The organism is Ligilactobacillus ruminis DSM 20403 = NBRC 102161 (assembly GCF_900113455.1).
Classification (GTDB): domain Bacteria; phylum Bacillota; class Bacilli; order Lactobacillales; family Lactobacillaceae; genus Ligilactobacillus; species Ligilactobacillus ruminis.
In genome coordinates, this window is sequence record NZ_FOPI01000012.1 from 45805 (window position 1) to 63685 (window position 17881).

At 45.1% G+C, this 17881-nt stretch carries 13 protein-coding genes; 5 read left to right on the forward strand and 8 right to left on the reverse strand.

Annotated elements, in window-relative coordinates; all coding sequences use genetic code 11:
* Nucleotides 1-13 precede the first annotated feature (13 nt).
* From rpsF to dnaA, 7 genes are all read right to left on the reverse strand, one after another.
* Nucleotides 14-307 carry a 30S ribosomal protein S6 gene (gene rpsF, locus BMZ95_RS04760; RefSeq protein WP_014072632.1) on the reverse strand — a complete coding sequence of 98 codons (294 nt, stop codon included), beginning with the start codon at nucleotides 305-307 and terminating at the stop codon, nucleotides 14-16.
* Between the two features lie 236 nt (nucleotides 308-543).
* Nucleotides 544-3087: a DNA gyrase subunit A gene (gyrA, locus tag BMZ95_RS04765; RefSeq protein WP_014072631.1), complete on the reverse strand. Its 2544-nt coding sequence runs from the start codon at nucleotides 3085-3087 to the stop codon at nucleotides 544-546.
* A 45-nt stretch (nucleotides 3088-3132) separates the two neighbouring features.
* Nucleotides 3133-5091, reverse strand: a complete 1959-nt coding sequence (gene gyrB / locus BMZ95_RS04770; RefSeq protein ID WP_046921929.1) for a DNA topoisomerase (ATP-hydrolyzing) subunit B — start codon at nucleotides 5089-5091, stop codon at nucleotides 3133-3135.
* Nucleotides 5092-5129: 38 nt separating this feature from the next.
* Nucleotides 5130-6290, reverse strand: coding sequence for a DNA replication/repair protein RecF (recF, locus tag BMZ95_RS04775; RefSeq protein ID WP_003697610.1), 1161 nt, complete (start codon nucleotides 6288-6290; stop codon nucleotides 5130-5132).
* 1 nt (nucleotide 6291) lies between these two features.
* Nucleotides 6292-6519, reverse strand: coding sequence for a S4 domain-containing protein YaaA (gene yaaA, locus BMZ95_RS04780; protein WP_014072629.1), 228 nt, complete (start codon nucleotides 6517-6519; stop codon nucleotides 6292-6294).
* Between the two features lie 254 nt (nucleotides 6520-6773).
* Nucleotides 6774-7913 carry a DNA polymerase III subunit beta gene (gene dnaN / locus BMZ95_RS04785; protein ID WP_014072627.1) on the reverse strand — a complete coding sequence of 380 codons (1140 nt, stop codon included), beginning with the start codon at nucleotides 7911-7913 and terminating at the stop codon, nucleotides 6774-6776.
* 175 nt (nucleotides 7914-8088) lie between these two features.
* Nucleotides 8089-9474 carry a chromosomal replication initiator protein DnaA gene (dnaA, locus tag BMZ95_RS04790; RefSeq protein WP_046921930.1) on the reverse strand — a complete coding sequence of 462 codons (1386 nt, stop codon included), beginning with the start codon at nucleotides 9472-9474 and terminating at the stop codon, nucleotides 8089-8091.
* Between the two features lie 197 nt (nucleotides 9475-9671).
* Here dnaA and BMZ95_RS04795 point away from each other — a divergent pair, with 197 nt between their 5' ends.
* The 5 genes from BMZ95_RS04795 to BMZ95_RS04815 all read left to right on the forward strand — a co-directional run bounded on the left by BMZ95_RS04795 (nucleotide 9672) and on the right by BMZ95_RS04815 (nucleotide 17353).
* Nucleotides 9672-9935, forward strand: coding sequence for a hypothetical protein (locus BMZ95_RS04795; RefSeq protein ID WP_046921931.1), 264 nt, complete (start codon nucleotides 9672-9674; stop codon nucleotides 9933-9935).
* 111 nt (nucleotides 9936-10046) lie between these two features.
* The gene (gene rpmH / locus BMZ95_RS04800) at nucleotides 10047-10181 is read left to right on the forward strand and encodes a 50S ribosomal protein L34 (RefSeq protein ID WP_003697606.1); all 135 of its coding nucleotides are present in this window, start codon (nucleotides 10047-10049) and stop codon (nucleotides 10179-10181) included.
* A gap of 65 nt (nucleotides 10182-10246) precedes the next feature.
* Nucleotides 10247-10612 carry a ribonuclease P protein component gene (gene rnpA / locus BMZ95_RS04805; RefSeq protein WP_003695901.1) on the forward strand — a complete coding sequence of 122 codons (366 nt, stop codon included), beginning with the start codon at nucleotides 10247-10249 and terminating at the stop codon, nucleotides 10610-10612.
* Nucleotides 10613-10698: 86 nt separating this feature from the next.
* Complete coding sequence (gene yidC / locus BMZ95_RS04810) at nucleotides 10699-11535, forward strand: YidC/Oxa1 family membrane protein insertase (protein ID WP_046921932.1); 837 nt, start codon at nucleotides 10699-10701, stop codon at nucleotides 11533-11535.
* A 604-nt stretch (nucleotides 11536-12139) separates the two neighbouring features.
* The gene (locus tag BMZ95_RS04815; RefSeq protein ID WP_046921933.1) at nucleotides 12140-17353 is read left to right on the forward strand and encodes a S8 family serine peptidase; all 5214 of its coding nucleotides are present in this window, start codon (nucleotides 12140-12142) and stop codon (nucleotides 17351-17353) included.
* A gap of 221 nt (nucleotides 17354-17574) precedes the next feature.
* Here the strand turns inward: BMZ95_RS04815 and BMZ95_RS04820 are convergent.
* Nucleotides 17575-17881, reverse strand: a 307-nt coding sequence (locus BMZ95_RS04820) for an IS3 family transposase (RefSeq protein ID WP_143454957.1), incomplete at its 5' end; no start/stop codon positions are given.

Genomic DNA, 17881 nt, shown 5'->3' on the forward strand with positions numbered 1-17881 from the left:
TTTAATCTCTATATTAGTCTTCTTTGCGTTTAACGATCATATGACGCAAGATACCGTCGTTGATCTTTGCAAGACGGTCAAATTCGTTGATAGCGTCCGCATTTTCAGCTTTGATGTTTACGATATGGTAGACACCTTCTGTGAAACCACCGATTTCGTAAGCAAAACGACGCTTAGACCAGTCTTTTGAATCTACGACTTCTGCACCATCATTCTTCAAAATGTTGTCGAAACGTTCTACCAAGTCGTTCTTGGCTGCTTCGTCCAACGCTGGGCTGATGATGTAGGTAATTTCGTAATTTGTCATGACTGTTTGCACCTCCTTATGGACTTTTGGTTCTTATTTTAGAACAAGGAGAATCTTAAGCATTTTTGAGCTTAGATACTCACGAATTAAAATTATAACATTAATTTATTAATTTTGCAACTTGTTTTCTGATTTGTGCTACTACTGATAATATACGCGATTTCTCGCTGTTTTTTTCTTTTTTACGACTTAAACTTCATCTTCAATTCAAGCCCGCTTCGTGTCCTGTTCATTCATCATTCCTGATTGCTTGAAGAATCTTGCGAGTCTTTCTGATCATTTGATGATTCAGTCTGCTCCGTTGAATTTTCGTCATTTGACAAATTTTCTTCATCATCTGCTTCCGGCTGTTCAGGCTCAACTTTTGCAATCGTCGACACCTTTGCGTCATCATCAAGATTGATCAAATGGACGCCCATCGTTGAACGACCCGTTGTTGAAACGCTCTTGACATTGAAACGAATCATCACGCCCTTATCAGTAATGACCATGATGTCTTCCGTTCCGTCAACGATTGTCAATCCGGCCAAAGAACCGTTCTTTTCCGTAATGTTTGAGGTCTTGATGCCTTTTCCGCCGCGCCCTTTGATTGGATAATCAGAAGCAGGCGTCTGCTTGCCGTAGCCTTTTTCGGAAATCACGAAGACGTTGCTGTCAGGCTTCAAAACGTCTGAACCAATGGCATAGTCGTCATCGCGAAGTCTGATTCCGCGAACCCCTGAAGCTGCGCGGCCCATCTGACGCACTGCATTTTCTGAAAAGCTTACCGCATATCCGCCGTGAGTCCCGATAATGATGTTTTGATTGCCGTCAGTAATCGAAACGTTCAGCAATTCATCGCCCTCACGCAACGTGATGGCTTTCAGGCCGTTCTTTCGAATGTTTCCGAATTCTGTCACGGAAGTACGCTTGACTACACCTTGAACAGTTGTAAAGAACAGGAAGTGCGAATCGTTGCGTTTTTCAGGATCAACGTTGATGACCGTCTGAATCTTTTCTCCTTCCGACAGATCCAATAGGTTGATGACCGGAATTCCCTTGGCAGCCCGCCCGTACTCCGGAACTTCATATCCCTTCATGCGATAGACTTTGCCGATATTCGTAAAGAACAGAACATCATCGTGCGTCGAAGTCGTAATCAGATGTTCGATGAAATCGTCATCGTGAACGCCCATCCCCTGAACGCCGCGACCACCGCGACGCTGAGCTTTGAAATCGCTTGTCGGCAACCGTTTGATGTAGCCATTGTGCGTCAATGCAATCACGACGTTTTCTTCTTCGATCAGGTCTTCGTCTTCAATGCTCAAAACTTCGCCGACCATCAGCTCGGTTCTGCGATCATCACCAAATTTTTCTTGAATTTCAAGCAATTCTTGATAAATAATGCTGTGGACGCGCTCTTCATGCGCCAAAATATCTTTAAAATCAGCAATTGCTTCCAAGGTTTTCTTGTATTCGGCATCGACTTTTTCACGTTCCAATCCTGTCAGGCGAACAAGTCTCATGTCCAAAATGGCTTGAGCCTGCTTGTCAGAGAGTTCATACTCGTTCATCAAGCGATCCTTGGCTACTTCGCCGCTTTGAGAATTTCTGATGATGCTGATGATCGCATCGATATGGTCAAGCGCAATTTTCAAGCCTTCCAGAATATGTGCTCTTGCTTGCGCTTTTTTCAGGTCAAATGCAGTTCTGCGACGAATGACGTTCTCTTGATGCTTCAAGTAATATTGCAAAATCTGCTTTAATCCGAGCACTCGCGGAGTTCCGTCGACGATTGCCAGCATATTGAACGTGAACGACGATTGCATCAAAGTCAATTTGTACAAGTTGTTCAAAACGACTGAAGGACTGACGTCTCTTCTGATGTCGATCGTGATGCGCATCCCTTCGCGATCTGATTCATCGTTGATATCAGTGATTCCGTCAATTTTCTTTTCGCGAGCCAAATCGGCAATGCGCGTTATCAGGTTGGCCTTGTTGACCATGTACGGAATCTCATGAACGATGATTCTTGACTTTCCGTTTGACTGCTCTTCGATATCAACCTTGGCACGCAGCGTCACTGTTCCGTGACCCGTTTCATAGGCTTTTCTGATCCCGGATTTTCCCATCACGATTGCTCCTGTCGGGAAGTCCGGTCCAGGGATTGCTTCCATCAGCTCAGCTGTCGTCGCATCTGGATTTTCCATTAAAAGATGCAGTCCGGAAATAACTTCGCGCAAATTATGCGGCGGGATATTGGTCGTCATTCCGACTGCAATCCCCGTTGCGCCGTTGACAAGCAAATTAGGGAAACGAGACGGCAAAACAACGGGTTCGCGTTCCGTTTCATCATAGTTCGGCTGAAAATCAACAGTATCTTTGTTGATGTCACGCAACATTTCCAAGGCTATTTTTGACATTCTGGCTTCGGTATAACGCATTGCGGCTGCCCCGTCGCCATCGACCGAGCCGAAATTTCCGTGACCATCAACCAACAAGTAGCGATAGCTGAAATCCTGCGCCATGCGAACCATTGATTCATAAATTGCAGAATCGCCGTGCGGGTGATATTTACCCATAACATCGCCGACGATACGAGCCGATTTCTTATAAGGCTTGTCAGGCGTGACGCCAAGTTCGTTCATTCCGTACAAAATTCGGCGATGAACGGGCTTTAAGCCGTCACGAACGTCAGGCAAGGCACGAGCGACGATAACGCTCATCGCATAATCCAAAAATGACGTTCGCATGACTTTTGACAAGTCGACATTGCTGATACGATCAGGTAATTCTACCAAGTTCTTTTCACTCCACTTCTAAATTTTTACATTGCGTTTTGCAAATTAAACATCCAAATTATTGACAAACGTGGCATTGTCTTCAATGAACTGACGTCTTGGTCCGACCTGATCTCCCATCAGCATTTCAAAGACGCTGTTTGCTTCTTCCGCATCAGACAGATTGACGCGCAGCAAACGACGTTTTTCAGGATCCATCGTCGTTTCCCAAAGCTGTTCGGCATCCATTTCGCCAAGACCTTTGTAGCGCTGAACGACCGGTTTCGGACTCGGCTGCAGGCTTCCGAGAACCTCTTTTAATTCTTCGTCCGAATCAATATAGCGAATCATCTTGCCTTGACGCACTTGATAAAGCGGCGGCTGAGCGATGTAGACGTAGCCCTTTTCGATCATCGGTTTCATGAAACGATAGAACAAGGTCAAAAGCAGCGTTCTGATGTGAGCGCCATCGACATCGGCATCGGTCATGATGATCAATTTGTGGTAATTGGCTTTTTCAACATCAAAGTCTTGGCCAAATCCAGTGCCGAGAGCAGTAAACAGCGACCGAATTTCTTCGTTGGCCAAAATTCGATCCAAGCTGGCCTTTTCAACGTTCAGAATTTTGCCTCGAATCGGCAAAATGGCTTGCGTCAAACGAGAACGCCCTTGTTTTGCGGAACCTCCGGCAGAATCCCCTTCGACGATGAACAATTCTGAAATTTCCGGATCTTTGCTCGTGTTGTCGGCAAGCTTGCCCGGAAGGTTTGAAATTTCAAGTCCGTTCTTTTTGCGCGTGACTTCGCGCGCTCTTTTGGCAGCCACGCGAGCCTTGGCAGCAAGCATGCCTTTTTCAACGATGCGTTTTGCGACTGAAGGATTTTCCAGCATGAATTTGCTGAACGTTTCAGAAAACATCTTGTCGGTTACGGCACGCGCGTCAGAGTTCCCGAGCTTGGTTTTGGTTTGACCTTCAAACTGCGGATCCGGGTGCTTGATCGAAACAACGGCCGTCAAGCCTTCACGAACGTCTTCACCAGAAAGGTTGTCGTCGTTTTCTTTCAAAATTCCCGCCTTGCGCGCATAATCGTTGATAACGCGCGTCAAGGCCGTCTTAAAGCCTGATTCGTGCGTTCCGCCTTCATAAGTGTGAATGTTGTTCGTAAACGTCAGCAGATTACTGTGGAAGTCATCGGTATATTGAAGGGCAACTTCAACCGTGATGTTTCTTTGCTCTCCTTCCACGTAGATTGGATCGTCGAACAAGACCTTCTTGCCTTTGTTGAGATATTCGACGTAGTGTTTGATCCCGCCCGCATAATGAAATTCTTCTCTGGTCGGAGTTTCCGGACGTTTGTCTTCAATCGTGATTTTTAATCCCTTGTTCAGAAATGCCAATTCGCGGATTCTTGTCGTCAAAACCTTGATGTCATAAACCGTCGTTTCCTTAAAGATGTCCGGGTCAGGGCAAAAGTGAACTCTCGTGCCATGTTCATGCTCCTGGCATTGTCCGATGACTTTCATCGGATTTTTGACTTTGCCGAGTTCAAAGTCGATTCCGTAAACGTTCGTATCACCTTCTCGTTTGACTTGAACGTCAAGTTCGGTCGAAAGGGCGTTGACAACGGAGGCACCAACGCCGTGAAGGCCACCGGAAACCTTGTATCCGCCACCGCCGAACTTGCCACCGGCATGGAGCACCGTATAAACGGTTTCAAGCGCCGGACGTCCAGTCTTTTTCTGAATGTCGACCGGAATTCCGCGGCCGTTGTCCTGAACGGTAATGCTGTTGTCTTTTTCAACGGTCACGTTGATTTCGTCGCAAAATCCGGCGAGAGCTTCATCGATGCCGTTGTCGATAATTTCCCAGACCAAATGGTGCAGGCCTTGCGAACTTGTCGAACCGATGTACATCCCTGGGCGTTTTCTGACCGCTTCAAGTCCTTCAAGAACCTGAATCTGGCTGGCATCATATTCTTTAGCTTTTTCTTCTTTGATTTTTTCAAGCTTTTCTTTATCAGTCACTTCTGCTTCCCGCTATGCACTTGCATAGACTGTCCTTTCTATGATTCGTTTTCTTTTTTAGGGTAAAAGATGATCGTTTCCGGTTTGACCTCGATTTTTCCCGCATTGATGCGAAAAAGACGCGGCTGCTTGATCAGTTGCCGTGCGATGTCATTCAATCCCGGAGTCGTCAAAAAAGTCTGCACTTTGTCTTGAATTGCTTTTAAAAGGTGAGTCTGTCGTTCTCCGTCAAGCTCAGACAAAACGTCATCCAAAAGCAGGACGGGATATTCGCCCGTTTTGGCACGCATCAGATCGATTTCGGCCAGTTTGACAGCCAAAGCCGTCGTTCGTTGCTGTCCTTGAGAACCGTACGTTTGAACGTTTTTGCCGTTGACTTTGAAGCTGACATCGTCTCGGTGAGGTCCGATCAACGTCGTTCCTTGAAAAATTTCCTTGTCGACGATCGTTTCAAACGTTTCCTTTAGTCTGATTTCAATTGCATCTTGATTCATTTCAAGATCATCGATGCTTGCCGTGCATTTATATTTAAACGTCAGGTTTTCTTTTTGCTGCGTTATGTCTGCATGCAAAATTTTTGCATAGTTTTCAAGCTCTTCCAAGAATTCAAGGCGCTTTAAAATGATTTTCGCCCCGCTTTTTGCAAGCTGCTCCGTCAATACTTCCAGATAAACGCGATCCGTTGACTGTTTGGTCTGAAGCTGCTTCAAATAGACGTTTCGATCGCGCAAAATCGTGCGATAGCGCGTCAGTTCATAGAGGTAAACGGCGTCAATCTGACCAAATTCCATATCAATGAACCGTCTTCTGACGGCCGGGGATCCTTTGACCAATGACAAGTCCTCCGGTGAAAACAGAATCACGTTTAATTTGCCGATATATTGAGACAAACGCGGCGTTTCCAAAGAATTGACCCTGGCCGTCTTGCCTTTTTTGCTCAAAGACAACGACAAGCGTAAATTTCCGGTCTTTTTTTCAACTATTCCCTCAAGAAAAGCACTTTTTTCTGAAAACTCGATTAATTCTCGATCATTCGTCGTTCTGTGACTTTTCGTCATTGCCAAAACATAGATTGATTCAAGCAGATTCGTCTTTCCTTGAGCGTTTTCTCCGATCAAAACGTTGATGTTCGGTGAAAATTCAAGCTTTGTTTCGTGATAATTGCGAAAATTCTTCAGTTTGAGGTTTGAAAGTCGCATATCATTCTCCGGTTTTCATGACAAATTTACCTTGATCTGCCACAACAACTTCATCTCCGGGGTAAAGCTTCTTTCCGCGCCTGTTTTCATGTTCTCCGTTGACAAGAATTTCATCGGCATGCTCTTCAAGAAAGTATTTGGCCTGACCGCCCGATGAAACGATATTTTCGATTTTCAACAACTGACCAAGCGTAATGCATGGCGTTTTCAATCTGACTTCTTTTTTCACGGTTCTGCTCCCTTTCATTGAAATGGTCTCATTTTAGATTATACCTTTTTTTGGGTCTAAAAACAATTTTATGCGCGTTTTAAGCCGTTCTTTTTTATTTTAGTACTTTGTGACTCCTAAGCGACAAAATCGTTAAACGTGAAGTTAAACGGGTTAGAGAAAAAAGAGCACTTTCTTTTAGCCTTAAGACGCGTTAATTTGTGCAAAAAAGAAAAGCGGCCTTCTCAAGCCGCTTTTCAGTCGTTTTCAAAAAATCAGGCAGTTCTGACAGGAGTAATCAATTGAATGAACGAACCGTCGTCTTCTGAAGGAACTATCGTAAACGGACGCAACGGCAGCGTGAAATTAAGCTTGACTTCGCTTTGTCCGAACGCATGCAGCGCATCTTTCATATAATCCGGGTTAAATGAAATTTCAAGTTCGTCGCCTTCAATCTGATTGAAATCAAGAACTTCTTCAACGTTGCCGATTTCAGGAGAATTGCCAAAAATCGTGGCCGTGTTGGCCGCAGGATCGACAACCAGGCGAACAACGTTGTTGTGCCCTTCGTGAGACAGAAGCGAAGCACGTTCGATTGAGCGGAGCAGCGAGTGAGCATCGATTTCAACCGTCGTTGAAGCAGAATTAGGAATCAGTTGCGTCGTATTCGGATATTGACCTTCCAATAAGCGTGAGTAAAACGACGTGTGGTCAAGAATAAAGAGCACTTGATTTTCTGAAATCTGAAGTTCAACGTCTTCCTGAGTTTCTCCCAACATTTTGCTCAGCTTGCTTAACGAATCGCCAGGAACGAGAATGTCATAATTTCCCGTTGCGTTGTTTTCAAGCGTTGCTTTTCGTTGACTGAGTCTGTGTGAGTCCGTCGCAACGGCTGTCAGTTCAGATTCATTGATCGTCAAATGAATTCCTGTCAGCATCGGTCTGTTTTCTTGTTTGGAAGTTGCGATTACGGTTTGATCGATAATTTGCTTCAACAGATCGCCAGGAATTTTGAGCTGATCCTTGGAGTCGATTTCCGGCAGATGCGGATAGGCCTCCGACTCAACACCGTTGATAGTAAATTCAGAGGAGCCGGACACGATCGTTGTTTGGAAGCGATCATTAACTGTCAGCGTAAAAGTGTCTTCCGGCAAGCGCTTGACGATTTCGCCAAAAAATCTTGCCGGCAAAACAACGCTGCCCGGTTCTTCAATGGTCAGTTGCGCATCCTCGTCCGCAATTGACAAAATCGTTTCGATTGAAATATCTGAATTGCTGCCGGTAATAGTCAAGGCATCAGCTGACAGGTTAAGTTTAACACCCGTTAAAATTTCTAAAGTTGTTTTGCCTGAAATAGCTGTCTGAGCCGTATTCAGATATTGGAGAAATGCAGCTCTGTGTACTGAAAATTTCATACAAAAATCGTCCTTTCTGTCTGCACGATAAGAATATATAAAATAAAATAAGGTAGTAGTAATAGTAGGGATTGTGGATATTGTGGAAAACTCCGCAAAAAGGCTGTAACTTCGCTTTTCTGGTTGTTAATAACAATGTGGAAAAAATTTCGTTTTATCCCAAAGATATCCACAGCTATCGTTTTAGCTCTTTTAACAGCGCATTGACATCTTTTTTGATCGCGTTGTCTTTTTTGACGGCTTTGGTAATTTTGTCATAGGCGTGAATAACCGTCGTATGATCTTTACCGCCGAAATCCTGTCCGATTTTTGGCAAAGAAGCATCCGTCAGTTCCCGCGACAGGTACATTGCAATCTGGCGCGGGATGACAATCGTCTTGACGCGTTTTTTGCCTCGAAGTTCGGAAACCGTAACGTGGTAGTATTTTGCAACCTTGTTTTGGATTTCCGGAATGGTCAGCTCGTGGGAAGAAGAGCCCTGATCCAAGTCGCGCAAAGCCTCTGCTGCCAAACTCGTCGTGATTCGCTGGTGCTTTAGTTTGGCATAAGCAGAAACGCGCATCAAAGCGCCTTCCAGTTCGCGAATGTTTGAATCGATTTTTCCGGCGATGTAGCTTAATGCATCATCGGAAACGTCGAGAAAGTCGCTTTCCGCTTTTTTTCGCAGGATGGCGGTTCTTGTTTCAAAGTCAGGCGGCGTGATGTCGACTGAAAGTCCCCAACGAAAACGGGAAACGAGCCTTTTTTGAAGCTTGGGGATTTCATTTGGAAGCCTGTCAGAGGTCAAAACGATTTGTTTTTTGTCATCATATAAAGCGTTGAACGTGTGGAAAAATTCTTCTTGCGTACCGTCTTTTTCGGCAAAGAATTGAATGTCATCAACCAAAAGCAAGTCAAGGTTGCGATATTTTTTCCTGAAAGCATCGGAATTTTTGCTTTTGATCGAATTGATGAAATCATTTGCGAAGGCTTCGCTTGAAACGTATTTGATGCGGGCGTTCGGATTGTCTTGCAAGAGACGGTTTCCGATAGCGTGCATCAGGTGGGTCTTGCCGAGCCCGACGCCTCCGTAAATGAACAGCGGATTATAGTAATTTGCCGGTTCCTCTGCGACAGCAAGTGCTGCGGCATAGGCCATGCGAGTGCCGTTTCCGTCAACGAAAGTGTCAAACGTGTATTTTTCGTTCAATTGGGATTCTGAAGCGTTTGATGACGTTGTTTTGACTGAAAAATCCAGTGCGTCTGAATAATTTGATTGCGCGGCTTGTTCTTCAGCTTTGATCTCTTCTTCAGCAATCGTGAAAGGATTCGGTTCTTCCGGAAGTTTCAGCAGAACGGTAATTTTTTCGCCCAGTGTTTTTTCAAGGAAAGCATCTGCCTGATCTGTCAGATTCTTGTTCCAATAATCGCGATGCGCAACTGACGGTACTTCAAGCAGCAAAGTATTATCCGTGAATTGAAGGGGTTTTGCCGTCGTAATCCAGGAGCGATAAGACATTTCAGTCGTTTTTGCTTGAAAATAGGTACAAACAAGGTGCCAGATGGATTCGAGATCGTTCACAAAAGATACCTCCTTTTTAAGAAATTTATCATGGATTTATTTTAACATGACTAAAAAAAGTTTTCCACAGGCAGGGTGTGAAATAAGGCTTCTTTTGACAACTTATGCACAACTTGTGGAAAAGGAAATGAATTTCATAAACACATTGTTAACTTAGTTATCCACAGGCTGTGCATAAAAAGAGATTTTTTATTTTTTTGCTTGAGTTGTCCACAAGAAGACTGACCCGGAAACGATCTGATGCCAAACGGAATTGGCAAGTTATCAACAAGAGAAAAGAACAAAATCAACAGGTTGATATCCACAGCCTGTTGATTGTTGATAAACTTGTTATTAAAAGTGTGGAAAGAGCAAAAAAAGCCACATTCAAAAAGAAGGAAACGGTGGACAATTTCCGCAATATTGTGGATAAGTCAAAAAGTTTCACAGGTTCTGATTTATTCACAGGTGACAGTGCTTGATGATTTTTCTGAAAAAAATGACTTTAATTATGATGTAAAGTGTGTTAATATTACAAAGTAAGTCTGAATTTGTCAGCAAATGAAATTAATCAAACGGGAGGTGTTACATCAATGAAGAGAACATTTCAACCAAAGAAACGCCATCGCCAACGCGTACACGGTTTCCGCAAGCGAATGAGCACAGCTAACGGCCGCAATGTGTTAGCACGTAGACGCCGTAAAGGCAGAAAGGTATTGTCTGCATAGGCCACTGGACCGTCAGTGGTCTTTTTTTTAAATTTATCGGCCAAACATGAATTTGGAGATGTCTTATGAGAAAATCATACCGCGTCAAAAAGGAAGCGGAATTTCAGAAAGTCTTCACTCAAGGCAAGTCATGTGCCAACAAGCAGTTTGTGGTTTATATGATTGAAAAGCCGAAGCAGCCGCATTTTCGCGTCGGAATTTCCGTTGGTAAAAAAATCGGCAATGCTGTTGCGAGAAACTGGGTCAAGCGTCGAATTCGTCAAAGCTTGACAGAGTTGAAACCGCAGCTGAAGCAAGATTGTGATTTTATCGTAATCGCTCGTCCAGGCGTGGCGTTTATGTCGACTGCTGAAGTCAAGCAGCATCTGATTCATGTCCTGCATTTGGCTAAAGTCTTGAATGATGACCAAGTCGACAGTGACCTTCGTTAAGCAGGAAATTGGAGCGAGTGGTCACACCTCAAGCTTGTTGATTAGACTGAACAATAGCTACGTTATTAAAAGTGAGGTAGACCAGTTTGAGAAGAGTTAAACGCACAGGAGCTCTCTTGGGGGTTTTGTCTTTGATGCTTGTTCTCAGCGGGTGTGGTACGAGTCCGGTCGATGCTTCAAGCACCGGTTTTTGGGATCACTACATTATCTGGAACTTCATCAGAGCCATCCAAGGTCTCAGCAGAATTTTTGGTTATAACTATGGCTGGGGAATCGTGGTATTTACGATTATCGTCAGAATCATCATCTTGCCGTTGATGATTTATCAAATGAAGTCGATGCGCAAGACGACTGAGATTCAGCCTCAGCTGATGGCACTTCAAAAGAAGTATCCGGATAGAAGCGATCCTGAACAAATGCGCATGATGAGCGAAGAACAAAAGCGCCTCTATGCGGAAGCAGGAGTAAATCCCGTTGCCGGATGTTTGCCGCTCTTGGTTCAAATGCCGGTTCTGATTGCTTTGTATCAAGCAATTTTCCGTTCCGAAACATTGAAGACGGGCAAATTTTTGTGGATGCAGCTGGGGGATAAAGATCCTTATTATATCTTGCCGATTCTTGCTGCAATCTTCACGTTCCTTACTTCATGGCTGAGCATTAAAGCACAGCCCGAAAAAAATGCCATGACAACAGGGATGATGGTGTTCATGCCGTTGATGATTCTTGTCACGGCCATCAGCGTTCCTGCCGCCTTGTCGTTGTACTGGGTGGTCACGAATGCATTTTCCGTTGGTCAAACGTTGTTGATCAACAATCCGTTCAAGATTAAACGCGAACGCGAAGAAAAGGCACGCCTTGAAAAGAAGAAAGCACGAAAGCTGCAGAGAGCTCGCGAAAAGGCTTTGAAGAACAAAAAGCATTAAGCATAATATGATGAAGAGAGGCTGGGAAAAAACTTTGCCTCAAATTGAAGAACCGGATGATTTGCAACCAATTGCAAATCATCCGGTTTTTTTCGTCTTCCATGATGGAAATAACCAAAAAGAGCTTGCGCGCTGATTTAGCGGACGTTGCATTTGGCAAAATCACTGCCGTTTACGGGGCTGCTTTGTTCGTAAGTCTGGATGAAATTTTGGCTTAATTGGGTGAGCAGCACTGTATTTAAAAAGGATAGTTCCATGTGCAAAAAAGAATTAAAATATGAATTCAAGCACAAATCGATTGCCTTCGTTCGGAATTTCATTAGATTCAAGAAGAAAACGGAATCTTTTGCATTCGATTAATTCTTTTTAATCTTAATATAATAATGTAAATAAAAATTAAATTATGATAAATTTAAATCCATAACGATGTCATAAAAAGGTTTTGCACAATTCATTTTTTGACATTATTATCAAGATATCAACTCGCTTCATGGGCTGAAAGTGAAAATAAAATTAAAAAATGATTGATGTTTTTAAAAAGCTTTGATAATATTATGAATATGAGTAGTTTGTTGCAAGGGTTTTAAATAGGGGGTTACATAATTTGAAGGACGATAAAAGCGTTTCAAATTCAAGCAGGGCCGACAAAGCTCTGCATTTGATAGCAGCAACGGTCTTGTGCGGTGCTGTTTTGAATGCTCCAATCGAGGCTTTGTCGCTGCAATCAAGCGTTTCAGCCGACGTCGTTTCGCAATCATCGAAGTCCAAGCAGATCCTGACCAAATATTTGCAGGAAAAACACAAGCAAAAGGCCAGAATCGACAAGCAAAAATTTCTTGAATCAATCAAGGAGCAGCAGGAAGCAAAAGGACAGACGAGCCGGACGGACGAAAATTCCAAGGTTCGCGTGATTGTGACGCTTGATGCCGATGCGGCCGTTGATCATACGGCAAAACCAACCGGTTCGACGGAATCGGTCAAAAAGATCGAAAAAGCAGTCGACAAGGTCAAAGGAGCACAGGCCGACGTTCGCAGGCAGGTTGAAAAAATTTCGGGAAGCAGCGTCAAGCGCTCGTTCGGATATCTGGTCAACGGTTTTTCGATTGACGTCAAAGTTTCCGATTTGCAAAAGATTCAGGATCTGAAAGGCGTTGCTTCTGTCAAACCGGTTCGTGTTTATTATCCGGCCGATTCTTCCGCAAATGAAATGGCGGACGTTCAAAAAGTCTGGCAAAATCACAAGCTCAAAGGAGAAGGCATGGTCGTTTCGATTATTGATACCGGAATCGATTACAATCACAAGGATTTGAAGCTTGATGCCGGAACAAAGACCGCGCTTTCAAAAAATTCCGTTGAAGCTAAGGCAAAGGAGTTCGGACACGGCAAATTTTATACGGACAAGGTTCCTTATGGCTACAACTACGCCGACGGCAACGACAACGTCATCGACAACGGCAATGGCGACATGCATGGTCAGCACGTTGCCGGCATTGCGGCTGCCAACGGGACGGAGGCCGATTCCGTCAAAGGCGTCGCACCGGATGCGCAGTTGCTCGCAATGAAGGTCTTTTCAAACAATGGCTCGATCAAAGGCTGCTATGACGATGATTTAATTGCTGCAATCGAAGACTCGGTCAAGTTGGGAGCAAACGTGATCAACATGAGTCTTGGGTCCGTCAGTTCAAACGTTGATGAAAACGATCCTGAACAGTCTGCGGTCAGAAAAGCTTCTGAACAAGGCGTTCTTTGCGTAATCTCAGCCGGAAACAGCGGCGTTTCGACGTCAACCGGGAGCGGAAATCCCGCCCAGCAGTTTGACTCTGACGAATTGAGCACGGTCGGGGCACCCGGAATTGCGCCCGAAGCCTTGACGGTCGCTTCTTCTGAAAACGAAAAAGTCGTTTCGCCAACGATGAGAGATGCGTCGGGCCATGTCAAGTTCGATTCGGTTGCTGATTTGAAGGACGGATCGACAGCGATCAGCCAGCAGGAAACGGACTATGCTCAGATGACCGGTGAACATAAAGTCGTTTCGGTCGGAACCGGCTCAGAAGGCGAGTATGACGGAAAAGACGTCAAAGGACAGATTGCGCTCGTCAAGCGTGGCGCAATCACCTTCTCGGAAAAGGTCAATAATGCCAAAGCACATGGTGCCGTCGGCGTCATCATCTACAACAACGTCGGAACCGATCTGATTTCGATGGCGATTGATGACAAGACGTTCCCAGCGGTCGGAGTATCTCTTGCCGATGGCGAAAAGCTTGAAGAAACGGCTGCGGCCGGCAAGACGATCAATTTGAAGTTCGAACGGCAGCTGGTGACGAACGTTTCAAGCGGAAAGATGTCGGACTTCAGTTCATGGGGCCCAACTCCTGCGCTTGATTTCAAACCGGAAATCTCGGCTCCGGGCGGAAAAATCTATTCGCTTGCCAATAACGACAAGTATCAGCAAATGAGCGGAACATCAATGGCTTCACCGTTTGTTGCAGGTTCGGAAGCACTGATTCTTCAAGGAATCAAGAATCGAAATCTTGGCCTTTCGGGCAAGGCTTTGACGACTTTTGCCAAGAATTCCGTTTTGAATACCGCGACCCCTATGAAAGACAAGGAGCATACGAAAGAAATCATCTCCCCAAGACGCCAGGGCGCAGGTCAGATCAATGTTGATCGAGCAGTTAGAAACAACGTTTCGGCAACTTATGACAAGACCGGCTTAGGGACGGTTGCCCTCAAGGAAATCGGCCTTTCCGCAAGTTTTACCGTAACGCTTCACAATTACGGTTCAAAAGACGAGAAGTATTCGTTCAATGACTACGGCGGAGTCTACCGGCAAAAGACGGATGACAACGGTGAAATCTACGATACGAAGATTGACAAGGCGAAGATTTCGACGGACAAGAATGCGATTACGGTCAAAGCCGGCGAGTCAAAGCAAGTCACGTTCAATTTGTCGCTTCCGCAAGGATTTGAAAAGCAGCAGTTCGTCGAAGGGTACGTTGGCTTTGAAGGAAAGGGAGATGCGCCGAATCTCGTCGTTCCGTACATGGGCTTTTATGGGACATACAGCAAGGGCCGGATTATCGGCAATATGCTTTATGAAGACGATTGGAACCTGCCGACTTATGCCGGATTCTTGACGACGAACGACGGAAACGTTCCTGGGCTCTACTATGACGATGAGAAAGGCAAATACAACGTTGACACTGGTTCTGTAGCATTTTCGCCTGAAAACGAAGACGGCATCAACGATTACGTCGAACCGAGTCTTTATTATCTGAGAAACTACAAGAAGTCCGAATATCAGATCGTTGACAAGGACGGAAAAGTCGTTAATAATCTCGGAACGGATTATGACGGCGTCAAGGACTATTACAACCCATCTTCAGGTAAATGGACGACTCATAATGAAGGCAAGTGGGACGGAACCTTAAAGGACAAGAACGGCAAGAAACAGTACGCTCCTGATGGGACGTATCAATATAAAATCACGACGACTCCGGTAACCGACGGCGACAAGCAGGTCAGCTACATCAAGTTCAAGATTGACAATACTGCGCCTTCAATCAAGGATCTCAAGATCAGAGAAGACGGACGAGTCGAATTCTCCGCAACTGACGGCAAGGGCGTCGGTGTTGAAAACGTGGCTCTGCTCGTTAATGACAACGTTGTTAAAACAGACTTGATGCTTGACAAGAAGACCAATAAGTACGTCACAAAAGACAGCGTAGCGTCTGAGTTTGTTTCCGGTCGAAATTACGTTTATGCATCTGCTCAAGACAAGGCAGGCAATATCGGCTTTTCTGCGACGAGCCAGGTCAAGGATGCTGAAGGCGTACTGTATTTCAACATCGGAAACGGCACGACGATTACGCAAAACACCGAAGGGTTTGACAGCGAAAAGAAGATGTTTGACGTTTTGGGAACGTATGAACCGAATGAAACGTTCTTCATCAACGGACAGGAAGTCAAAACCGATGGGGAAGGATACTTTAAGGCCGGCGTTTCAGTCAGAACAGGCGACAACGTCCTGACCGCTTCAAAAGACAGGGAAGGAAAGAACGTTTTGAGTTCGGTCAAGTTTAAGGTAGACCTTTCTTGTGCCAAGATTTCGGTTGACGGCTTGGATGAAGCAACGAAGACCGTGACGGCTCCGGCAAGCACGTATAAGCTGACAGGATCAGTCGAAGGTGCAAAATCTTTAACCTTGAAGAACGAGTCGACGGGAGAAGGCGCAACGGATGTTCAGATCGTCGGCGGAAAATTCAGTCAGGATCTGAATCTGAACTACGGCGACAACGTCTATACGCTGACAGCAGTTTCTGCAAACGGCAACGTTTCAACTAAGACGTTCAACGTGCGGACGACTAATTCGACAACGTACAACGGCAGCGTGCTTGATTTCGATAACCTTGAAAGCGGCGTGACGGTCGTTGGCAAGACGACAACGGGCTACGATGCCGAAAAAGGCGAACTGACGATTACCGGCAAGCTCAGGTATCCGGTCGACGTCTTTAAGATTCAAGGAAAAGACGTTCAATATGATAAGAACACGTTGGCATTCAGCTATACGGCAACGGGAATCACGAACGGCTCAAAGTCTCTGCCGGTCTTCGTCCAGTCCTCTAAACTAAACGAAGGCAAACCGGTCGTTGATTACGGCTTCATCCTTTGGGTTGACGGAACGGCTCCTTCGCTTCAGCTTGAAAATATGACGTCCGATGCAAAAGGCAACCTGACCGCTTATACGAACAAGAATCCGTATGAACTCAAGGCAAAGATCAACGACAACCTCAGCGGCTACTTGCTGAAAGTTGACGGTGATGCTGCATTTACCGACAAGGACTACTATCTGTTTAATGAAGACTTCTTCAAGGGTCGTGCTGCGGCTGACGTTTCATACAGCATCGATCCGGTCGTCGAAGGCACGAAGAAAGTTGCCGTTTCCTTGAAAGATTCGGCAGGCAATGCGACGGATGCTTCGTTTACGCTTGCGCATCACGCAGCCGTGCTCAAGGCGCCGGTCGTAACGCCGAACACGTCGAAAAAAGCGCAAACGGTCGTGCTTTCCGCAGCAGGTGCCGACTTTGACAAGAATTATGAGGCTCCAAAGCTTTATGTTTCAACGGATGGCAGCACTTGGAGCGAAGTTTCCGATGGCAAATACAGCGTTGCGACAAACGGCGAATATCAATTCAAATATGCTGACGTTTACGGCAACGAATCTGAAACGACCAAAGTCGGCGTAAACAACGTCGTCAACGCAATTTACTCGGATCCGACCGTCAAGTTGAGCTCGACTGACGGTTCACAGGAATCAGTGACGGTTACGCTCGGATTCGCCAAAGAAGACACGGATCAGACGTTTAACCACTTGCGTTACAGATTTGAAGGCGAGGCCGAATGGAAGAACTACGACAGGCCGTTTACGGTTGACAAGGATGCAGTCGTGGAATTTCAGTCATATGACGATGCCGGCAACGAAAGCCAAGTGCTCAAGACGAACGTCATCGTGAAGAAGTCTGAACAAAAGACAGGCAAAGGTTCTGAGGACGATAACAAGCGGCTGGGCAGCGGACAGACCGCAGGCAACGGTTCAAACAACGGCGGCAAGTCTGAAGGCAATCCTGACGTTGGCGCAAAGCCAGGCAGCTCGAACGTTTCAGCAAACGGCAAGTCGAATTCTTCAACCGGATCAAACGGCAAGGAAAGTCCGGCAACAGGCGACGATGTCAAGAATTACACCGTTCTTGGTCTGATCACGCTCGCGTTTTCCGGGGTTCTTGCGTTCATGGGATTGAAGAAGCGCGAGGAAGACTGATCAATTTTTTAAAGTTTAAAATGGGATTTTTTCTGCAGATTTTTGCGGGAAAAATCTTTTTTTGATTAGAGAATTTCTAAAACGGACCCTTTGAAGCAAAGTTTTCAAAGCGGTCCGTTTTAATTTTTTATTGAGTTTTAATTTAAGGCATTTTTATCTCATTTTTAAAAAAGGCCATGATTTATTGAAGTGCAATAAAAAAGTTAGACAAAATTAAACAATTAAGCTGTCATGGCATGATTTCGGTATTCTACCGGAGTCATGCCTTTTGTTTTTAAAGAAACCCGTTCGTAATTAAAGAAATGGATATAGTCTTGAACCATCATTTGAAATGCAGTAATGTCTTCAAATAATGGTAGCCCATCCAGCAACTCAGTTTTCAGTATGTGGAAAAAGCTTTCCACTGGTGCGTTATCCAGACAATGTTCCTTACGAGACATACTTTGAACAAAGTGATGGTTAGCCAATCTTTGAGTATAGTAAGGCAACTGATACTGCCATCCCTGATCCGAATGAATCAAGGGACAG

Coding starts and splice junctions, on each gene's coding strand:
- rpsF (WP_014072632.1), bottom strand. CDS start 307: ATGACAAATTACGAAATTACCTACATCATCAGCCCAGCGTTGGACGAA.
- recF (WP_003697610.1), bottom strand. CDS start 6,290: ATGCGACTTTCAAACCTCAAACTGAAGAATTTTCGCAATTATCACGAA.
- dnaN (WP_014072627.1), bottom strand. CDS start 7,913: ATGAAATTTTCAGTACACAGAGCTGCATTTCTCCAATATCTGAATACG.
- rpmH (WP_003697606.1), top strand. CDS start 10,047: ATGAAGAGAACATTTCAACCAAAGAAACGCCATCGCCAACGCGTACAC.
- rnpA (WP_003695901.1), top strand. CDS start 10,247: ATGAGAAAATCATACCGCGTCAAAAAGGAAGCGGAATTTCAGAAAGTC.